17 protein-coding genes are annotated in these 18,884 nt (G+C 46.0%); 7 read left to right on the plus strand and 10 right to left on the minus strand.

Annotated features, from left to right (window positions below):
- Nucleotides 1-27 precede the first annotated feature (27 nt).
- Nucleotides 28-1,452 carry a sodium-dependent transporter gene (locus ACXAH1_RS11910; protein ID WP_475196913.1) on the minus strand — a complete coding sequence of 475 codons (1,425 nt, stop codon included), beginning with the start codon at nucleotides 1,450-1,452 and terminating at the stop codon, nucleotides 28-30.
- A 229-nt stretch (nucleotides 1,453-1,681) separates the two neighbouring features.
- Here ACXAH1_RS11910 and ACXAH1_RS11915 point away from each other — a divergent pair, with 229 nt between their 5' ends.
- From ACXAH1_RS11915 to ACXAH1_RS11935, 5 genes are all read left to right on the plus strand, one after another.
- Nucleotides 1,682-1,981 (plus strand): YciI family protein, encoded by a 300-nt coding sequence (locus ACXAH1_RS11915; RefSeq protein WP_475197094.1) that lies wholly within the window; start codon nucleotides 1,682-1,684, stop codon nucleotides 1,979-1,981.
- Nucleotides 1,982-2,061: 80 nt separating this feature from the next.
- The gene (locus ACXAH1_RS11920) at nucleotides 2,062-2,313 is read left to right on the plus strand and encodes a PepSY domain-containing protein (protein ID WP_475196914.1); all 252 of its coding nucleotides are present in this window, start codon (nucleotides 2,062-2,064) and stop codon (nucleotides 2,311-2,313) included.
- Between the two features lie 3 nt (nucleotides 2,314-2,316).
- Entirely contained in the window at nucleotides 2,317-2,991 is a 675-nt protein-coding gene (locus ACXAH1_RS11925; protein ID WP_475196916.1) for a response regulator transcription factor, read from the plus strand.
- Nucleotides 2,985-4,322, plus strand: coding sequence for an ATP-binding protein (locus tag ACXAH1_RS11930; protein ID WP_475196918.1), 1,338 nt, complete (start codon nucleotides 2,985-2,987; stop codon nucleotides 4,320-4,322). Before ACXAH1_RS11925 ends, ACXAH1_RS11930 begins: the two co-directional genes overlap by 7 nt.
- Complete coding sequence (locus ACXAH1_RS11935) at nucleotides 4,306-4,731, plus strand: hypothetical protein (RefSeq protein ID WP_253044386.1); 426 nt, start codon at nucleotides 4,306-4,308, stop codon at nucleotides 4,729-4,731. Before ACXAH1_RS11930 ends, ACXAH1_RS11935 begins: the two co-directional genes overlap by 17 nt.
- A 117-nt stretch (nucleotides 4,732-4,848) precedes the next feature.
- On the opposite strand, the gene ACXAH1_RS11940 is transcribed toward ACXAH1_RS11935, so the two are convergent.
- On the minus strand, nucleotides 4,849-5,883 hold the full coding sequence (locus ACXAH1_RS11940) for an AI-2E family transporter (protein WP_253044385.1): 1,035 nt from the start codon (nucleotides 5,881-5,883) through the stop codon (nucleotides 4,849-4,851).
- 201 nt (nucleotides 5,884-6,084) lie between these two features.
- Between ACXAH1_RS11940 and ACXAH1_RS11945 the strand changes: the two genes are divergently transcribed.
- Complete coding sequence (locus ACXAH1_RS11945; RefSeq protein WP_475196920.1) at nucleotides 6,085-6,981, plus strand: TIGR01777 family oxidoreductase; 897 nt, start codon at nucleotides 6,085-6,087, stop codon at nucleotides 6,979-6,981.
- Between the two features lie 108 nt (nucleotides 6,982-7,089).
- Here the strand turns inward: ACXAH1_RS11945 and ACXAH1_RS11950 are convergent, their stop codons facing one another.
- From ACXAH1_RS11950 to ACXAH1_RS11975, 6 genes are all read right to left on the minus strand, one after another.
- On the minus strand, nucleotides 7,090-9,774 hold the full coding sequence (locus tag ACXAH1_RS11950) for a DUF349 domain-containing protein (protein WP_475196922.1): 2,685 nt from the start codon (nucleotides 9,772-9,774) through the stop codon (nucleotides 7,090-7,092).
- The gene (locus tag ACXAH1_RS11955) at nucleotides 9,764-10,045 is read right to left on the minus strand and encodes a YeaC family protein (protein WP_138552677.1); all 282 of its coding nucleotides are present in this window, start codon (nucleotides 10,043-10,045) and stop codon (nucleotides 9,764-9,766) included. Before ACXAH1_RS11955 ends, ACXAH1_RS11950 begins: the two co-directional genes overlap by 11 nt.
- A gap of 2 nt (nucleotides 10,046-10,047) precedes the next feature.
- Nucleotides 10,048-10,374 (minus strand): hypothetical protein, encoded by a 327-nt coding sequence (locus ACXAH1_RS11960; protein WP_475196923.1) that lies wholly within the window; start codon nucleotides 10,372-10,374, stop codon nucleotides 10,048-10,050.
- Between the two features lie 202 nt (nucleotides 10,375-10,576).
- Nucleotides 10,577-12,307 carry an alanine/glycine:cation symporter family protein gene (locus ACXAH1_RS11965; protein ID WP_475196925.1) on the minus strand — a complete coding sequence of 577 codons (1,731 nt, stop codon included), beginning with the start codon at nucleotides 12,305-12,307 and terminating at the stop codon, nucleotides 10,577-10,579.
- 67 nt (nucleotides 12,308-12,374) lie between these two features.
- Nucleotides 12,375-13,502 carry a M14 family metallopeptidase gene (locus ACXAH1_RS11970; RefSeq protein WP_475197097.1) on the minus strand — a complete coding sequence of 376 codons (1,128 nt, stop codon included), beginning with the start codon at nucleotides 13,500-13,502 and terminating at the stop codon, nucleotides 12,375-12,377.
- Between the two features lie 212 nt (nucleotides 13,503-13,714).
- The gene (locus tag ACXAH1_RS11975) at nucleotides 13,715-15,160 is read right to left on the minus strand and encodes a glyceraldehyde-3-phosphate dehydrogenase (protein WP_475196927.1); all 1,446 of its coding nucleotides are present in this window, start codon (nucleotides 15,158-15,160) and stop codon (nucleotides 13,715-13,717) included.
- Between the two features lie 333 nt (nucleotides 15,161-15,493).
- Here ACXAH1_RS11975 and ACXAH1_RS11980 point away from each other — a divergent pair, with 333 nt between their 5' ends.
- Nucleotides 15,494-16,300, plus strand: a complete 807-nt coding sequence (locus tag ACXAH1_RS11980) for a DUF2989 domain-containing protein (protein ID WP_475196928.1) — start codon at nucleotides 15,494-15,496, stop codon at nucleotides 16,298-16,300.
- Nucleotides 16,301-16,348: 48 nt separating this feature from the next.
- On the opposite strand, the gene ACXAH1_RS11985 is transcribed toward ACXAH1_RS11980, so the two are convergent.
- Both ACXAH1_RS11985 and ACXAH1_RS11990 read right to left on the minus strand, forming a co-directional pair.
- A complete protein-coding gene (locus ACXAH1_RS11985; RefSeq protein WP_475196929.1) occupies nucleotides 16,349-16,936 on the minus strand; it encodes an MlaC/ttg2D family ABC transporter substrate-binding protein in 588 nt (195 codons plus the stop codon).
- Between the two features lie 192 nt (nucleotides 16,937-17,128).
- A complete protein-coding gene (locus tag ACXAH1_RS11990) occupies nucleotides 17,129-18,730 on the minus strand; it encodes a putative bifunctional diguanylate cyclase/phosphodiesterase (protein ID WP_475196931.1) in 1,602 nt (533 codons plus the stop codon).
- Nucleotides 18,731-18,884 lie beyond the last annotated feature (154 nt).

Consider the following 18,884-nt stretch of genomic DNA (forward strand, 5'->3'; position numbering starts at 1 on the left):
GCCCGAGAATGAATGTCGCGCCTGTAATTAAAAACCAAACAGACTGAAAGAGAGGAACTTAGTGGTTACTGTGTTAACAAAAATCAGCAACAGGATAACCGGAATAAAGGTGGACAGAGAGAAGTTCACGTACTTTTCCATTAAACTGCCTTTATAATTGGGAGAGCCCTGTGCCAACTCTTCAGACAGGTTGTGTTTTTTCCAGCGATACATAACGAATAAACAAACCAGCAGACCATTAAATGGCAAAATGGTCTCGTAGAATACATCAGAAACCAACGCAAACATGCTCTTGCTGGCACCGCCATAATTAATAAAATCAGTCAGCCAGCCAACCATACCAAAAGACATGGCACATAACACGGTTAAGCCACCCGTAGTCAACGCCAACAGACCCAGTGCTTTCTTGCGACTGATGCCTTTCTCTTCCATCAGCGCCGCGGTTGGTACTTCAATAATGGACACTAACGAAGTGATTGCAGCAAAGAACACTAACAAGAAAAACACTGAAGCCACCGCAGACGCACCGAAGTAACCGATATCAGATTGCAGTGCCAGCAATAACTTTGGCAAATAAACAAAAATCATTGATACAGATGAATCGCTTAATTGCGCGGGATCCGTATTCGGGTTGAAACTAAAGATTGCAGGCAGAACCATCAGACCAGCAATAAATGCAACAAAAGAGTCGGTAATCGCAACCATTTTAGAACTGGCAACAATGTCATCTGTTTTGGAGATATATGACGCATAAGTGATTAGGATACCCATGCCCAAAGACAATGAAAAGAATGACTGAGATAAGGCACCATTGAGTACGCTGGCATTCATTTTGGAAAAATCAGGCACCAAGTAGTAACGCACCCCGACCATGGCATTATCCAGTGTCAGTACATAAGCGACCAATCCTATCAGTAGGACGAATAGTGCCGGCATCATAAACCTGGCAGCTTTTTCAATCCCCTCTTTTACACCCCCCATCAGTATTAAGTTGACAATAATGCCAACAAATACCATGTAAATGAACATAGAATACTGGTTCACAAATGCATCAAAGTGGCCCGGATTTGCTAACAGGTCGAGGTTACCTATTACTGTTTGTACCAAATAACCGAAAATCCAGACGGTGATCACCATATAAAATACCGCAATCATAAACGGCGTTAGTACAGCGATTGCTCCCGCAAGAGACCACTTTTTATCACCTTGCGTCAGCGATTTGTAAGAGCCATAAGGGTCTTTTTGTGCCTTTCGACCCATCGCCATTTCTGCCATCATGACTGGCAAACAGATAAAGATAACAAACAGGGCGTAAGTCAGCAAAAAAGCACCGCCCCCATTTTTTGTTGCGGACACAGGAAACCCAACCAGGTTACCAATCCCTACTGCGGAACCCGCTGCGGCAAGGATAAATCCTAGCCGCGAGCTGAAGTGCTCACGATTTGCGCTCACAAGAAAAACCTTATTATTATTTTATAAGAATAGTCGAAGGACTCTACCAGCCATCCGCAAGGAATTTCAAGTATAAACGTCTAATCCGTCGCGCTGAAGCGTAAACCGAATGGCCTTATCCATGCCAGACAGCTTATTGGTTAATACTTCACAAGAGCGCATAGCATTTACACCAAGGGGAGATTCGGTCTATGATAGCCTCAAATTACTCAATAATCCCCAGCACCTTATGCTATACATGATCTATTCAACTGACGTTGAAAACTCTTTACAGAAGCGCCTGGCAGCACGCCCTGCGCATTTGGCAAGACTAGACGAGCTTGCACAGCAACAACGTTTGTTTGCAGCAGGTCCGTTGCCCGCCATTGACAGCCCGGATCCGGGTGAAGCCGGATTCACTGGATCGTTGGTCATCGCTGAATTTGACTCCCTGCCACAGGCCCAAGCCTGGGCTGCGGAAGACCCCTACATCGCAGCTGGTGTCTATGCTAACAGCGTGGTTAAACCATACAAAAAAGTACTGCCTTAACAAGTTCAGCATGGGTTAAGTCGATCAGCCTTAGCCTGTGCTACAAGATGTTAAGCAACCCTAACCGTGGAGCTTATTAAATGCAGTTGCCAAGATGTTTTGCTACAGCGCTGGTCTGTTGTTTACTGGGGTTACACTCTGCGCAGGCCACCGAGAAGCAAGACACAATAAGCAAAAAACAAGCTGTTAAACTTGCAATCGATCAGTATGCGGGTAAAACCCTCAAAATCTCCAAGCAGGGAGACTATTACATTGTGCGCATTTTACGCGACGATGGTCGGATCATAGATTTAAAAGTTCACCAGGTTACGGGCGAAGTGAAGAAGGACTAAACAATGCGAATTCTTGTAATAGAAGATGATATACAACTGGCTGAGAACCTGCGTACCGCGCTGGAGAAAGAAAAATATAGTGTGGACCTGTGCCACGATGGAGAAAACGGTCTTTTTCACTTAACTGAATATCCGCTTGATCTGGCAGTGGTTGATCTGGGCTTACCTAAGCTCGATGGCATTGAACTCATCAGACAAGCACGAGCAAAAGATATTAAATTACCCATTTTAATTTTGACCGCTCGGGATCGCTGGCAGGAAAAAGTCGAAGGGCTGGATGCCGGTGCCGATGACTATCTTACTAAGCCATTCCACACAGAGGAGTTGATCGCTCGGTGCAATGCCTTGATCCGCAGAAGTGCCGGACAAGCGAATCCTGAGATTAGTATTGGCCCGGTTAAAATCCACACTCGCTCTCAGCAAGTTTGGGTAGAAGATCGGGAGCTGACACTGACAGCTTATGAGTACAAGGTGCTTGAATACCTGATGGTCAACCCGCACAAGGTTATCTCAAAATCGGAGCTGACTGAGCATATTTACGATCAGGATTTTGATCTGGACTCGAATGTAATTGAAGTCTTCGTGCTCAGGTTAAGGAAGAAGCTGGACCCGGACGGCACACTGAACCCAGTAGAAACACTCAGAGGTCGAGGTTATAGGTTTAAAAACCAGTGGTAAATCGCGCTCAGATCTCTCTAAAAATAAGGCAAGGATTTATCCTTGTCTTTGTTTTAATTGTAGCCCTCCCCGCGTTGTTTTTCTCGATTGGCCGTGCCTACTATGCCACTTTGGTAGACGCCACAGAAAAAACGCTGGAAGCCCACCTCTACTCATTGATTTCCGAAGTCGACTTTGTGACGATGGAAATGCCAAACAGCATTCTAGCACCTGAACTGAACCGTCTTAACTCAGATACTTACGCACTTATTTATCAGCAGAATGCGCTGGTATGGCACTCAGAGTCAGCAATGAATCTAACCGTAACGCCAGACATCTCGCAAAGTAAAGCCGGGGCGGCGGAATTCGAGCGGGTTGAATACAACCAGGAGCTTTATTGGCAGCTGAGTATGACCGTCATTCTTGGCAATGCCAGCCATTCACAACAAGCTAAATTTATACTTCTAAAGAAGAATTCGGCTCTGGTTGCGCAAATGGCGCAGTTTCGCAACACCCTGGTGAACTGGATGCTGGTTATGGGCGTTATGATCGCGGCACTGATGGCGTTTGGTTTTATTTGGAGCGCTCGCCCACTGCAAAGGCTGGACAGGGAAATAAAGGCGGTTGAAGCCGGTGAAATAGATAAGATCAGTGGCCTCTACCCGGTTGAATTGAATACCATTAAAGCGGATCTCAATTTACTGCTGGACTCGCAAAGACGCCAGAAAGAACGTTACCGTGCCTCACTGAGCGATCTGGCGCACGCGCTTAAGACCCCGTTGGCAGTGCTAAAATCGAGCCCGATGGCAAAGAACGATGAGGCTCAGGAACAGCTTGACCGTATCAACGCTATGATTGAACACCAGTTAAAGCGGGCGGCATCCGGCGCCTCTGATGCCTGGAAAAAGCAAACTCGCGTACAGCCTGTGGTTAGTTCTATTCTAAATGCTATGACCAAGGTCTATCACGATAAGCATATTAACTTTAGCTCTGAGTGCCCGCAAGAGGCGGCTTTTTTGGGAGATAAGACCGATCTGATGGAAATTTTGGGCAATTTGATCGACAATGCCTGTAAAGCCTGTAATTCTCAGGTCGATATAGAAGTGAAATATAATCAAAGCAAAGGTGTACGTTTTATCATTAGTGATGACGGTCCCGGGATACCCGAACAAAACAGAGAGACCTTGCTACAACGAGGGACACGACTCGACACCTACGAAAGTGGTCATGGTGTAGGGATGGCCATTGTGTCTGACCTCGTCTCTTCCTACCATGGAAGCATAGACATTGATTACAGCCAGCTGGGCGGCGCTCAGTTTACAATAGAATTTAGTTATGAACAGAACCAATAAAACACTGTGCTTTTTTACCCTGTTAACGCTCAGCGTGTCTGCACACGCCGCCAGGCTAACCCTGCAGCAGTGCGACCACCTCAATTCAGATCACCCTGAAAAAGCCAAACGTTACCTAATGTGCCTGGATGGTAATATTGAGTTGCTTGAGCGCGAAAGGAAAACCTGGATAACCAAGTTGGTGATGGACACCGAAAACCTGCAAAAAGAAACCGGCAACTCCCAGTTGCTGCCCATTATTCAACGTAGTTTTATCAATCAGGAACGGTATATGGAAGATGCCTGCCGCTGGCGCTATTTAAAACAGATGCCCAACGCAACCATGGCAGCAAAAGTCTATAAACGCTGTAAAATCGAGTTTATTAAACAGCATACACATGAGTTACAAGCAGATTTTCTGCTCCAGTAACCCTAACTCTTTTGCCCAAAACTCATAGTACAGGCCAGCCTGTATCGGATAGTGATAATCAACATATCCTTGCTTCAAGATTGGTTTTAAGTTGATTGAGTTGCCAGATAGCCTTCGCTATCTGGCATTATGTTGCTCTTCACCACCTAACATAGTCGCCAGCCAACGACCGTCCTCGCTGTTCTCTAGCGCTATCTTAACGACCATAGTAAGTGGTACAGACAGTAGCATGCCTACCGTGCCGAGCAACCACCCCCAGAAAATCAAAGACAGGAACACGACTAAAGTACTGAGGCCCAAACCTCTGCCCATGAAACGAGGCTCAATAATATTGCCCATAATGGTGTTAATACTGATATACCCCGCTGCAACTATGGCGCTGACCATAGGGTTGTGAGTGACAAGCGCTAGCAATACCGGAGGAACAGCGGCGATGATAGAACCGATATTGGGGATATAATTTAGTAAAAATGCAAAGACGCCCCACAAGATAAAGTAATCAATATCAAGTACCCACAGAAAGCCCGCAGCCAACACGCCCGTTGCCAGTGATACCAAGGTCTTAATTGCCAGATAACTGTTGATGGAATCCAGAAAGCGGTCAATCTGTTTCATTTTCATATCCGGGTCATCCAGCGCCAGGTGCACTTTAGTGCTGATCATTGGTGCTTCAAAGAGCATAAATACCACAGTCAGGAGGATCAGGAAAATATTGGCCATGACGCCGCCAAAACCAGTGAGCATATTGGTTGCAACATCAATCATTTTTCCCGGATCAAAAAGTGCAATCAGTTGTTGTTTGTCTACCAAAATATTGTACTGAGCCGCCATATCGACAAACCAGATAAATTTGCTTCTCAGCGCTTCACGATATTGGGGTAGCTGGCTGGAAAAATCATTGAGCGACTGGCCAACCAGACCTGTCAAACTCATGCCCATCAGCATGACCAGCATAATAATCAGGACAATTGCCAGCCCCTTAGGGATCCGGTAATTTGCGAAAAACTTCAAAAGTGGATTGCAAATAATGGCAATAAAGGCTGCCAAAACAAAAGGGACAACAATTTCGTTGGCCAGTTTTATTCCGGCTAAAACAATGAACAATGATGCGATAACGACTAAGCTTTTAGTGATCCCAGACAATGAAGACACGACTTTTCCTTACATTAACTGTGCGAAACCGGTGATTATTCCCGGTATATGACCCGGGCATTGGGCAATTTCTGATAAAAAATGGCCGTCCGGGTGCTTCATTGTAACGGAATTTTACATCAAAGCACGCACAACTATTAAATTGATCGTCAATACACTGCACTGAGTATAAGAGACTAAATTATTAAAAATGGGTTATACATGAATGTATTAATTACCGGCGCCACCGGACTGATAGGCTCAGAACTTTGCAAGTTCCTGGTCAACAAACACAAAATAATCGTCTTAACACGTAATGTATCTGGAGCCAGACGCAAGCTGGACAGCAAGATTGAACCCATAGATAGCCTGGATCAGGTTAATTTCAATGAGCTGGATGTCGTGATTAACCTAGCAGGAGAACCCATTGCAGACAAACGCTGGACGGACAAACAAAAAGCACGCATTGTGGACAGTCGAGTTTTATTGACGCGTGAACTAAGTGCGCGGATCCGAGACTGCCAAACCCCACCACATACCTTTATATCAGGTAGCGCCATTGGTTATTACGGCAGGCAAAGTGCAACCGTCAAAGTGGGGGAAGATTTCGACGAGCCCTACCAGGAGTTTAGTCACCGGCTGTGTAGGGAGTGGGAAGAACAGGCTAATCATGCTCAGAGCGAAAAAACGCGAGTCTGTATTGTCAGAACGGGCATAGTATTGTCGAAACATGGTGGCGCCCTGAAAAAAATGTTACCCGCATTTAAATTTGGGATGGGCGGTCCGATGGCCAGCGGAACACAGATGATGTCCTGGATCCACATCGACGATATGGTGCAGTTACTCTTATTCTTACTCAAGCATCAGGAGCTGTCCGGCGTATTTAACGCCACAGCCCCGGCTCCCGTGTCGAACAAAGAATTTGCAGAGCGTCTGGCGCTGACACTCAGGCGACCGGCCATGTTTACTATGCCTGAATTCGTGCTTAAAGCTATGTTTGGTGAGATGTCAGAGCTACTTATTTATGGCCAGCGTGTGTTGCCAAGACGCGCGCTCAAGGCCAACTACCGTTTTCGTTATCCAAACCTTGAAGAAGCATTACAGCAGCTTTTACATTAATACGCATTTCACTTAATGCCTGTTCAATTTGAGGAGCAAAGAGGTATAACTTGGCTTATTGCAGACAATAAAAAAGCGCCTTACGGCGCTTTTTACATATAAGCCTGCTTATGCAGTCAAAACTTTAATGAGTCTTTCCTGTTCAACATTTTGAGTATCATTCACGACCTGTGACAGGTAGCAAGTGAGGTAATACTCCAGTGACTGGGCGCCACCCTGTAACTTGGCTTCCAGTAACGCTACCTGCTCTGCCATTCTAGCTTGTTGAAAGCTTGCAGGAGAATCATTGTTCGTCATCACTTCAAGTCGCAGCAATAATTGCTCAGCAGTTAGTCCTGAATCATTCCCACTCAGCCAGTTGCCTGGTGGTGTATCTCCGGCACGAACGGCCTCAACCAGCTCATTAAACTTTTCGCGACTCTGCGCCGAGTATAGCTCATTCAACTTTGCTTCTATCTGTTCTAACAACTGCTGTTTGGTTTTTCTCAGCGATGCAAGCACCTCTGTGCTAATCACTGCCTCTTTGACCGACAGCAGCTCTGACTGAGTTTTAGCATCTATCATTTGGCTGTCCAATTCAGCCAGCAACTGACGTTGCTGTGCTTCCTGCGCCTGAGCCTGTTCACGTTCCGCGTTTTTCTGCTCCTGACGTTTGCTAAATACCGCATCGTTGTGCTTTCTGAATTCCTGCCATAAGGTGTGCTCCTGCTTAGTGCCGGCAAAGCCAATTTCTTGCCAGCGTTTTTGCAGGGTTTTCAACGTATCGCAGGCTTGACCGACATCTTCCAGCTCCAGTTGCTCCTGCGCTTCCGCCACCAACTTTTGCTTCAACTGTGCATTGGCCTGATGACGGGCTTTCAATTGCTCATTAACCTGAGTATAAGCGTCACGATAACGTTTATTGAGTGCCTGATAGGTTGCCGCATCCAGGCTACCTGCACCGCGCCATTGTTTGTTGACCCGATTGAACACACTTTCGACCTGACGCCAGTCAGCTTCAGGCTGTTGCGTCAACGAGATGAGTGCGGCCATCTGTCCGACGAGTTCTTCGCGCTGTTCAATTACCTTTTTACGTTGTTCATCTTGCTCAGCAAAATAAGCACGACAAGGGGCGAATAACAACTCAATTTTCTCATCAAACTGAGCTGCCTGCGCTTTCTCCTCGTCGCTTTCAACGCGTCCGAGTTCATTCCAGCGCACTCGCAACAATTTAACCTGTGCTGCACGGGCTTTAGGATCGACTTCCTGCTCCGTCAGCATCTCATCTAGCTGCTGCAATAACTCAGTACGCTTAGGTTGTGACGCATATTTTTGCCAGTCTTTAAGCTCCTGCAGGGCTTCGCTCAAAGTTGTGAACTGTTTTGCAAGCTGCTGTTTAAAGCCTTCACTCAGCTGCTCATAGCTTTCCATAAAGCCATTAAACACGCCAAACGCAACATTAAAACGACCCTGGTCAAGCAATCTTTGTACATCACGCGCTTTTTTGCGCGCTTCTTTGAGATGTTTTTCCTGCACATCAACCAAAGGTTTCATAGTCTGATTGAACTGAGTGCTGATTTCCCTGAGTTGTTCTGAGGCATGCTTCTTCAAAGCCGCAGGTAATTGGCGAAGTTGTGTTTGAGCATGCTGATAAGCCTGCTTCTGAGTTGCCAACACAGTATCAAGCTGCGCCAGCTCTTCGCTTGGCGCAACCTCTTTAAGTGCACTCAATGCCTTATCGAATTGTTCCTTTGCGCTTACAAGCTCAGGTAAACTTTCCAGCTGTCTGGCACTGTCACGCACCTTATCAAGTAACGCCTTTAGTTCAGGCTCATCATGGTAGTCAGACGCTTCGATATCACTTTTAAGCTGGGTCAGCTGTGTATGCAGCTTATCCTGAGCGGTCAGGTCCAGAGCTGTCACTGCATCAGAAAGTGCCTGCTCTAACTCGTCATACCCAGTTTCAAACGCATTTATTGCGCTCGCTTTCGCTTCAGCCTGCTCAGCTTGCTGCTGTGCCTGTTCAAACGCACGCTGCAATACCGCACGGTGCTTGCTCAGTTTTGCCAAGATAGATTCAAACTTTTCCTGGTTAGCCTGCCGTGCTTCTTCGCTCAGCCACTGTACTTCAAGCGCCTGCCATTGTGTCGTCAATGTATCAGACTGGCTGGCAACCACTTCATAATCCTGTTTGTCACGCAGCGCATTCAGTTTGGCCAGAACCAACTTGGCCTCCTGAGTCACCTGTGCTGGCATAATCTGGCTCAAACGTTGCTGCTCCAGCGTTTGCTCAAGCGCAGTACGCGCCTCCCCTGAGGCTGCCTTAAGTACAGCCTTTTCAAGTTGGTACTGAGCGATCAAGGGCAGTAACTGTACCTGTAATGATTCACCACCTTCTTTAAATGCTTTTTCAATCAACTTTGCATTGGCGAGGCGCTTGAGTAGTTTTGCCTTTTGCTCGTTAGCGATATCACTGAAAGCGACTTTTTCCAACGTTTTTGCGGGTGCATAACGGTCAATGTACTCGTCACGGATCTCCTGACTCAGGGAATTGGAACCTGATAACACAGCCTGAGAGATGTGCTGCTCTGCCAGTTCTTTCAATTCCTGATCTTGCTTATACACCTTCCACCACAAACTCAAATCATTCATTTTATCCAGGACTTTTTTCCTGAGCTGACTTGAGTCGTCTTCCAGCGCGAGTGTTTGTAACACGTCGGCGTCTTTGCTTGTGTCCAGTTTGTCCACAGCGGCTAATCGCACCTGTGTTTTCGGGTGCTTCCATTTAGGGGTAAAAAGGTTTTTAAAGATCATTTTCGCTAAACCTGGCTATTTCATTGTCTGCTTTAAATTCTTGTTGCAACTCGCGTTTGGATTTTTGCACCATTTCACCTTGCTCATTGATAGTGAACTGCTCTGTGCTTTTGGCCACTTTTGCCTGATATAACATGACCAGCTGAACGGTTTGTTCTTTTTGCGCATCACTGAGCTCGGTACCATCCGGCCAGCGTCCGGTAGCGGCGCCATACTGTAGTCGCTCATAAAGTTCCGGCGTTATATTTTTAACTAAACTGTCTATATTCATGTTCACTTTTTCTTTTTCAGTACCACTAAAATCACTCGGTTTACCAAATACCAAACCAGGCCAACACCAATTGCGCCCTTGGCAGCCAACATTTCCCATGTCCCTTCTACAGGCTGCTGCCAGTATAGGTATAAGAACCCTCCGAGAAATAAGATCAGCGCCAAAAATGAATAATTCATAATAGTTTGCTGCTTCTTAATTCGTCTGCGAACTGTTTCTCTGTGCAGAGATTCCTCATCCATATTCGCAAGATCAAAATGACAATTTGGGCAGGTTTTGTGCATAGAAGAAATGGGCTTGTTACAACTGGGGCATTGGGCAATTGCCATACTCGAGTGACTCCTAACGAAAAACTAGCATTTACACGCCGGCCACCTTTAGAGTGCTGATACCTGAGTACTTAGAATCGCGCTGACTGAGCAAAAAGCTGCTGTCAAATCAAGCAATAGTAAGCCCCTGTGGTACGACTGCTTCATAAAGAGTAAGACCAAAAAATAAGGCGCCATGTGGCGCCCTATTCTACTTGGTTTATTAAGGTTTGTCTTTTTGGAAATGCATTGAATTGTCTTTTTGTACCCTGGTATTTCCTTCAGACTGGCTCTGCTCTTTATCGAACTTGTCCCAATACTCATCAACAGAGTCTTTCATTTCTTTACGCAGCAACATGATCCCGAACAGGTTTGGCAGCGTCATTACGACAATGCCGACCGCTGCCAACTTCCAGATCAAGGTTGTATCTGCAAATGATGCCCAGAAGAACCCGGCTACATAAAAAACGCGATATGGCATTACCGAGCGTGAGCCCAACAAATACGTCATTGCTCGGTCACCATAGTATGACCAGGCAATTGCCGTAGAAAATGCAAATAACAGCAGACCAATAGAAACTATATACTGGCCATTTTCCCCAAAGAAGCCTCGCGTAAATGCCTTGGTTGTCAGCTCAGCAGAGTGAACCAGTGACTTACCTTTAATGCTAATACTGGTATCGACCAACATGCCCTTGTCGACTTCAACAGTTCCGGTATAACGGTGTTTCGCCGTGATCCCAAAACGGATATCTTCACCGATTGAGCGCGAGTGAATGACAGTAAAGTCTTTGTTGACCGCGACACCTTCGACAACACGGATGTTACCACTGTATGCCTCAACACTATGACCATCAATCCCATTGAGGTATTTGTATAATTCTTCCCGGTCACTGTCGTTCGATTCAACATAGTTGCCGTGCACTATGGTCATTGATGAACGCTCAAAGGTCGTTTCGAACTTCTCTGTCCACACACCAGAGGACAAGATAACCAAACCGGTCAGCGTACAGATCACTATGGTATCAATGAAGGGCTCCAGGATAGACACCATACCTTCAGAAACCGGCTCATCAGCTTTGGCTGACGCGTGTGCAATGGGTGCTGAACCCTGACCGGCTTCGTTGGAAAACAGACCTCGGTTTACACCACGGTTAAAGGCATAAGCAAAGGAGGCACCCAGGAAGCCACCCACAGCAGCTGAGCCACTGAATGCATTCATAAATACTGCAGCAAAAGACGGGATAATATTCTCAGCGTTATACAGAATAACGGCCAATGCGCCGATGATGTAAACAGCCGCCATCAAAGGTACGACCCGAGAGGTGATCGCTGCAATACGCTTGATACCACCAAGAATAACTAGGGCAAGTAAGATAGATAGCACCGCGCCGGTGACCATAGGTTCAATGTTGAAAGTGGCTTCCATACCCTGTGCGATGTTGTTGATCTGCGGTAAGCTACCTGTACCGAATGAGCTAATCACGGTTGCAATTGCAAACAATACCGCCAGCCACTTCATGTTAAGACGACGGTCCATATAGTACATGGGACCACCGGCCATAGTGCCGTCTTCTGCTTTAGTACGGTACTTGTGCGATAAGGTAACTTCAACAAATTTGGTCGTCATACCAAAAAATGCGGTCATCCACATCCAAAATAAGGCAGCCGGACCACCAATTGAAATTGCCAGTGCCACACCACCGATGTTACCAGTACCAACCGTCCCTGACAGGGCAGTTGACAGGGCCTGGAAGTGCGTCGTGTCCCCTTCATGACTTTTCTTATCGTATTTACCGGTGACAATTTTGCAGGCATGCTTGAAATACCGGATCTGTGGGAACTTTAAATACAGGGTAAAAAACAGACCCACTCCAAGTAATACATAGGGGAACCACCAGGAGCCCCCTAACAAGGCATCCAGACTATCCAGAAAACTTCCTAACGCGTCCACGACTCTTCCTCTTCTTCGTTGTTATTATATGCAAACAGGCAACCCATGAGGTTGCCTGTGATGATGATTATCTTAGATTATCGACCACGTTGACGATGGCCGCTAACGTATCCTGACCAAACTGATATGAACGGCGATCAGACCAGCCATAATGTGGATCAGGTAAATTTGCATTGTCCTTGAATGGCATCTCAATGGTATATGCCAGGGCTTTAAAGGCTTCGCCCACAGCACAAGATGCAACAGTCAGGTTAGCCTGACCTGGCTCGTCTTTCGGGTAGCCGAACTCATCCTGAAACTCTGGTGTAATAGTCAACAAAGCCTGCTTAAATTGCTCTTCCAGCGAAGCCAGACGGGCATCATAACTTGGGATCCCTTCGCTACCTGCAACAAAGTTGTAGGGCAACGCTTCGTCACCGTGAATATCCAGATACAAATCCAGGCCGGTTTCATGCATTTTGTTTAACACATGAAAAACCTCAGGCGAGTTTTCCAGCGACGGCGTTTGCCACTCACGATTAAGGTTCACCCCTTTGGCATTGGTACGCAAATGACCGCGCACGCTGCCATCCGGGTTCATATTTGGCACAATGTAGAACACCGCTTTCGACAACAGAGCTGCAGCATGCGGATCTTCGTCGTCCAGCAACTTGTGCAGCAGGCCTTCTACAAACCACTCTGCCATCGTCTCACCAGGGTGTTGACGTGCGGTGATCCAGATTTTTTTCTTTTCATCTCCCGGCTCACCGACACACAGCAAACTGATATCACGGCCATCCAGAGTTTCACCCAGTGTTTCTACGCGACATGCATCATGGCTCTGTGCCCAATACACCAGATCCAAATGACGCTCATAACTATACGGAGCAAAATAAGCGAAGTAAGTATGATGACACTCAGGTTCAAAGTCGATCACCAACTGACCATCCTGATAGGTGCTCGGCAACCGGAACCAGGTTTGTCTGTCATAAGAGGCCACAGCCTGATAGTCATCCCACCCTTCTGGGTAAGCCGAGTTTTGCAGATTGTTAATATGAAGCTTGTGTTCTACAAATGGCGTCGACTCAAGACGGAAGTGGAACCATTGAAAAAATTCAGAATCGTTATCGTGGTTAATTTCCAGCTGAATATCTAGTGGAGCCTCAGCAGAAATTACTTTGATATTTCCGCTGTCAAAATTACTGGTGATCTTCATCATATACCCTAAATAAAAAAACCATCTCATTGCGCCAGATGTTATGAGCAAAGCGCCTGACGGCACGTCACACAGTCAAGGTATTTTGTTTTAACCTTGATGATTTTTGTTAGTGATTTGTAGCAATAAATCTGCTGCAAGCCTAACACACCTGGTGCGAGACAAAAACAAAAAAAGCCAGCAATCGCTGGCTTTTTTGGACAAAGCGTGAATTAACGCGGCAGGCTCGGGAATTCCACCTCAGCCATATCGCGCATTACACGTACAACCTGACAGCTGTAGCCAAATTCGTTATCGTACCATACGTAAAGTACTACACGGTCGCCGTCAACAATAGTCGCTTGCGAGTCAACCACACCGGCGTAGCGGCTACCAACCAGGTCAGTTGATACAATTTCAGTCGACGCAGTGTAATCGATTTGGTCACGAAGCTCAGAATGCAAAGATGTTTCGCGCAGGAACTCGTTTAGTTCCTCAGCCGTTGTTTCAGCATTCAGGTTCAGGTTCAAAATAGCCATTGATACGTTTGGTGTAGGAACACGGATTGCGTTACCCGTTAGTTTACCAGCTAGCTCAGGCAATGCTTTTGCTACAGCCTTAGCAGCACCTGTTGAAGTGATAACCATGTTCAGTGCGGCACTGCGACCACGACGCTCGGCTTTATGGTAATTATCGATCAGGTTTTGGTCGTTGGTGTAAGAGTGAACTGTTTCTACGTGGCCATTCTTGATACCAAACTTGTCGTTTAGTGCCTTAAGTACAGGCGTGATGGCGTTAGTAGTACAGCTTGCAGCAGACACAATTTTGTCTTCAGACAGAATATCTCCATTGTTAACACCATAAACCACGTTCTTGATGTCACCTTTAGCTGGTGCAGTCAGAAGTACTTTAGAAGCGCCTTTAGACTTCAGGTGTTTGCCAAGGCCGTCTTCATCTTTCCATACACCCGTGTTATCTACAACCAGTGCATTCTCGATACCGTATTGAGTGTAATCCACTTCCTCAGGAGAGTTTGCATAGATAATCTGAATGTAGTTACCGTTTGCTTTAATAGCGCCTTTTTCATGGTCAACAGTGATTGAACCGTTGAATGGACCGTGAATTGAGTCGCGACGAAGTAAGCTTGCGCGTTTTTCAAGGTCACCATCACGACCACCACGTACCACAATTGCACGCAGTCGCAGGTCAGCGTGAGAACCGCCGCGTTCAATCAACAAACGCGCCAACAGACGACCGATGCGGCCAAAACCATACAGAACAACGTCGCGAGGGGCCGGACGGTTGCCTGTATTAAGCAGATCAGCAAGCTCAGCGTTCAGGTATTCTTCGATTGAACGACCTTCACCTGCGTTTTTATAAATGTAAGCATATGCCAGTTTACCTAAGTCAACACGGCCAGGAGCCAGTTCCATCTTGCTGATGGCTTCCAGGAAAGGAAAGCTCTCGCGCAAACGCAGTTTAGTTTCTTCGAAACGTGCGACTGTCTTATGGGCTTTAATAACATCGATGGTGCTGGTATTTACAAGAGGACGGCCATAAACCGCAATTTCAACACCCAGATTACGGTACAAACGACCAATGATCGGTTGCATGCTTTCTGCGTAGTCTTGACGTTCTTGCCAGCTGTTTTGATATTCTTGCTCGTGAGATAAGGTCATTTTTTCTGCCTAATAAACAATTTTTGAACGGATAGCCTAACCGAGCCTGATGTATTGCATAATTTGAGAGTCAACAGGCCCCAAGGCAGCGACATTTTAATTGAAATGGCTGCAATTCTCCACCACTTACTGAGAATTGTTACTGTAAAATTAACTCCACAGTTTACCTTACACAGATTGACCTGCCACATGAGCATTAAAATATAAGAAAAACAGCTGAGACGCGCTTTGGTTGCAATCCCTTGCTACACTTGAGGTAAATAAAGGGTGGCCAGAATTGTCGAAATTGGTACTATACACGCGCAACAACAAAGACTTGGAGTACGTACAACAATGAGGTGGTGGCTAATATCAGGCCTGTGTATTACGACAGCGTTGCTCAGTGGCTGCGATGACACAATCACGCTGAATAAAATCTGCACTGAGACCCCTGGGTTTTGTGAAGATCTCAACAAAGATAGCCATTGTAAAGAGGAGCGCGCAGAGGTGATATTTGCGCGTTATCAAGAATACAAAGCGCCGACAGATGACAATCGATACACTTTGCTGAAAAATTTTGAACAATATAACGAGTGTGTTTCTCTGGCCGCGCAAATTGAGCATATCAAACTAAAAGAAAAAACCACGTCACGCGTTGAAGGTCATCTGACCAGCCTTAAGGAAATGACTCGTATCTACCAGGACACAATCAACACGGAGCACCCCGGCCTGCTTTACTATCATTGGTCCAGACGGAACAATCGACTTGCGCTGAACAAGCTACTGAATATGCAAGATCAGGACAATGTAAAAAGCGACCCGGAAATACAGCTTTTTCTTGCTACTTTTTACGCGAAAATTGACGACGATAAAACCATTGATATTCTGTATCGAGTGCTTGAGCTAAATAAAGCGGGAGAAACACCGGATCCCGAAGTATTTGCCAGCCTGGTGAGTATTTTTTATAAGCAGCAGAAATATAAGCATGCATACACCTTTGCCCGCGTGGCGCAGCTATCTGGTTTTGAACACATTGATATTCTGCCGGTAGAACATAAGCTTTCCTCAAGCGGCAAAGACTTAGGTGCTCTGGATACTCTGGCCGCAAAAACCTGGGAAGAGATCAGCAATGGTGAGTTTCTCTCCCCGAGAGATTTCTAACGTCATACAAATTTATATCAGCCTGAGTAGCTAGCAATGGCTACTCAATTAGCTTTTGGCATTCAGCTCAGCCGTCACCTCAGCCAGACCGACCTGTGAAATACGCACCGAGATTTCTTTTTGTTTCGCACTTAGTAAAGAAATTCCCTCCGCAACCAGGTCATACACCCGCCATTGCCCTTTTTTACTTTTGCGAAACTTAAAATGGATATCGATATCAGGGCCCGCAGGTTGCTTAATTATCGCTTTGACGGTTGCATACTTGCTTTGTTCATCCATGGGCATAGACTCAAACTTTACCTGCTGGCCTTTGTATTGCATCAGCGCGCTTGCGTAGCTCACTTCCAGATAATGTTCAACCGCCGAAATAAACGCAACAGCCTCCGGTTTTGTAAGACCTTTAATGTGTTTGCCCAGCAACTTATAGGACACAAACCGAATATCAATATGTGACATCAGGTGTGCCCTCACTAATTTACGCATTTCTTGTGGGCTCGCCTGACCATCCTGATTGATTTGTTTGATATCTGAAAACAGGGTTTCCCCCACCTCATTGATGAGCGCCAAGGGTGCTTTAGAGGCCCATGTCAGGGATGAAAACAGCAATAAGAAAATTCCGACAAGTAATTTGTTCACGTTCGTTCCTCGATACTTTTATTAGTTGACTTCCTGGTCTAGCTCCAGCGCAGAGCATAGAGTCAGATGGTGTGCTATTAACTGTAACGCTAAAGTCATGTTGAGTGTGTGAAAAAGTGTATGGAAATCGTTCAAATTCAGGAACAGGTCAGGTTAACCCAGTGTGCACAGAAGCGCACAGATGATCTCTATTTAACGTTTAAGTACTTTCTTAACCACCCGGTGAGAATGCAGCCATTGTTTTGCGCTCTCTCGCTCAAGCGCTTCACTAATATAATACCCCTGCAAGTACTGGCACCCTTTACTATTAAGGTAGGCCGCGGTTTTGCTATCTTCAACTCCCTCAGCCACCACAGAGCAACCCAGTCGGTTCGCCAGATAAATGGTCGTCTCAACGATTGCCTGATCCTTGTCGTTACTCAGACAATTCGTAATAAATGAACGGTCTACTTTAATCTGAGAGATCGGCAACTCCCTGAGCATAGAAAAAGACGAGAATCCAGTGCCAAAATCATCGATACTGACTGAAAACCCCATATCAATCAACATGCCTATCATATACTTAGCCTGATCAACATCGACCATAACCATACTCTCTGTTAACTCAAATACGATACAGCTTGCTCGGATATTGTACTTTGATTGAAGCTCAACAAGTTGATTAATGAGATAACGACCATGAAAGTCCTGGCAGGATAAATTGATATGTACAGTCACGTTTGGCTCTATGGTCAGAAAGTGGCTTAACTCGCTGAATACACGCTCAATCACAAATGCGCTGACCTGTTTTATATAATTGTTTTTTTCGGCAATGGGAATAAAGGTCATCGGGCTGATAAAAGCGCCATCGTTACCGCGCCAGCGAAGTAAAGCCTCTAGTCCATGCACTTCATTATTATGCCCACACACCAGTGGCTGATAGTACACCTCGAGCTGATTGTTATTAAGCGCCATTTTTAGCGCGTTAAACAATTCAAACTCGGCTTCCACGTCATCGTGTAAAGTTTGGTCGAATATCACCAGGCTTTGACGGCTGCTTTTAGCTGCATACATTGCGATGTCGGCGTGCTTAAGCAGTTGGGTAACGGAGAGCTTTTCCTCTACACAAAAGATACAGGCACCTGCGCTGTAGAATACGTCGACCTGAACATCATCAATCACCAGACCGTCATTAAATGTTTTGAGCAGTGCATTATTGAGTCCAAATAACTCTGTCTCGCTTGCCGAATGCGTGACGATGACAAACTCATCTCCACCCATTCTGAAGACCTTGCACCCACGGGGATTCAAAGACCGCATTTTGACTGCAAATGCAATGAGTAATTTATCACCAAAAAAGTGCCCGAGCGCATCGTTTACTTGTTTAAAGTTATTGATATCCATGAGTAACACACTGAATGCACTACCTTTGGCAATACACTGCTCAATGTACTTGGTACATTCCTGACGGTTTTCGAGCTGTGTCAGAGAGTCGTGGCGGGCCTGATAGCGTTCACTCTCAGCAATATCCTGAAGCTGAAGCAGACTGGCACGGCTAAGCCGAACCACCACAACAACAAAGACAGCACCGAGCATCAGGATCACTGACAAACCTAATACCAAAGGGGAGTCGTTCTCAGTGCGATATACTTGATGTGCAAAGGCCAGATAACCACAGATAAAAAATAACACCAACGCAAATAACACCTGCCAGCCTCTGTTTTGCGCAATCCGACAGATATGTGTTGCAGGGAATAACGCTGCTACCAACAGCAGGAACCCAGTCAAAATAAGGCCTAAGCTCAGGTTTTCCACATCTACCACATTCACACTGACTGAAATGTACTGAGTATAGTGAACAAATCACTATCGCGCGTTGCAGATACAAGGTACATCGACCTGACAAGTGAATATTTAGCACCATCAGCTACCTGGGTTATCCATACTTATGCCAACCAAATCGACTAGC

Source organism: Pseudoalteromonas sp. AWH4_217, assembly GCF_056161105.1.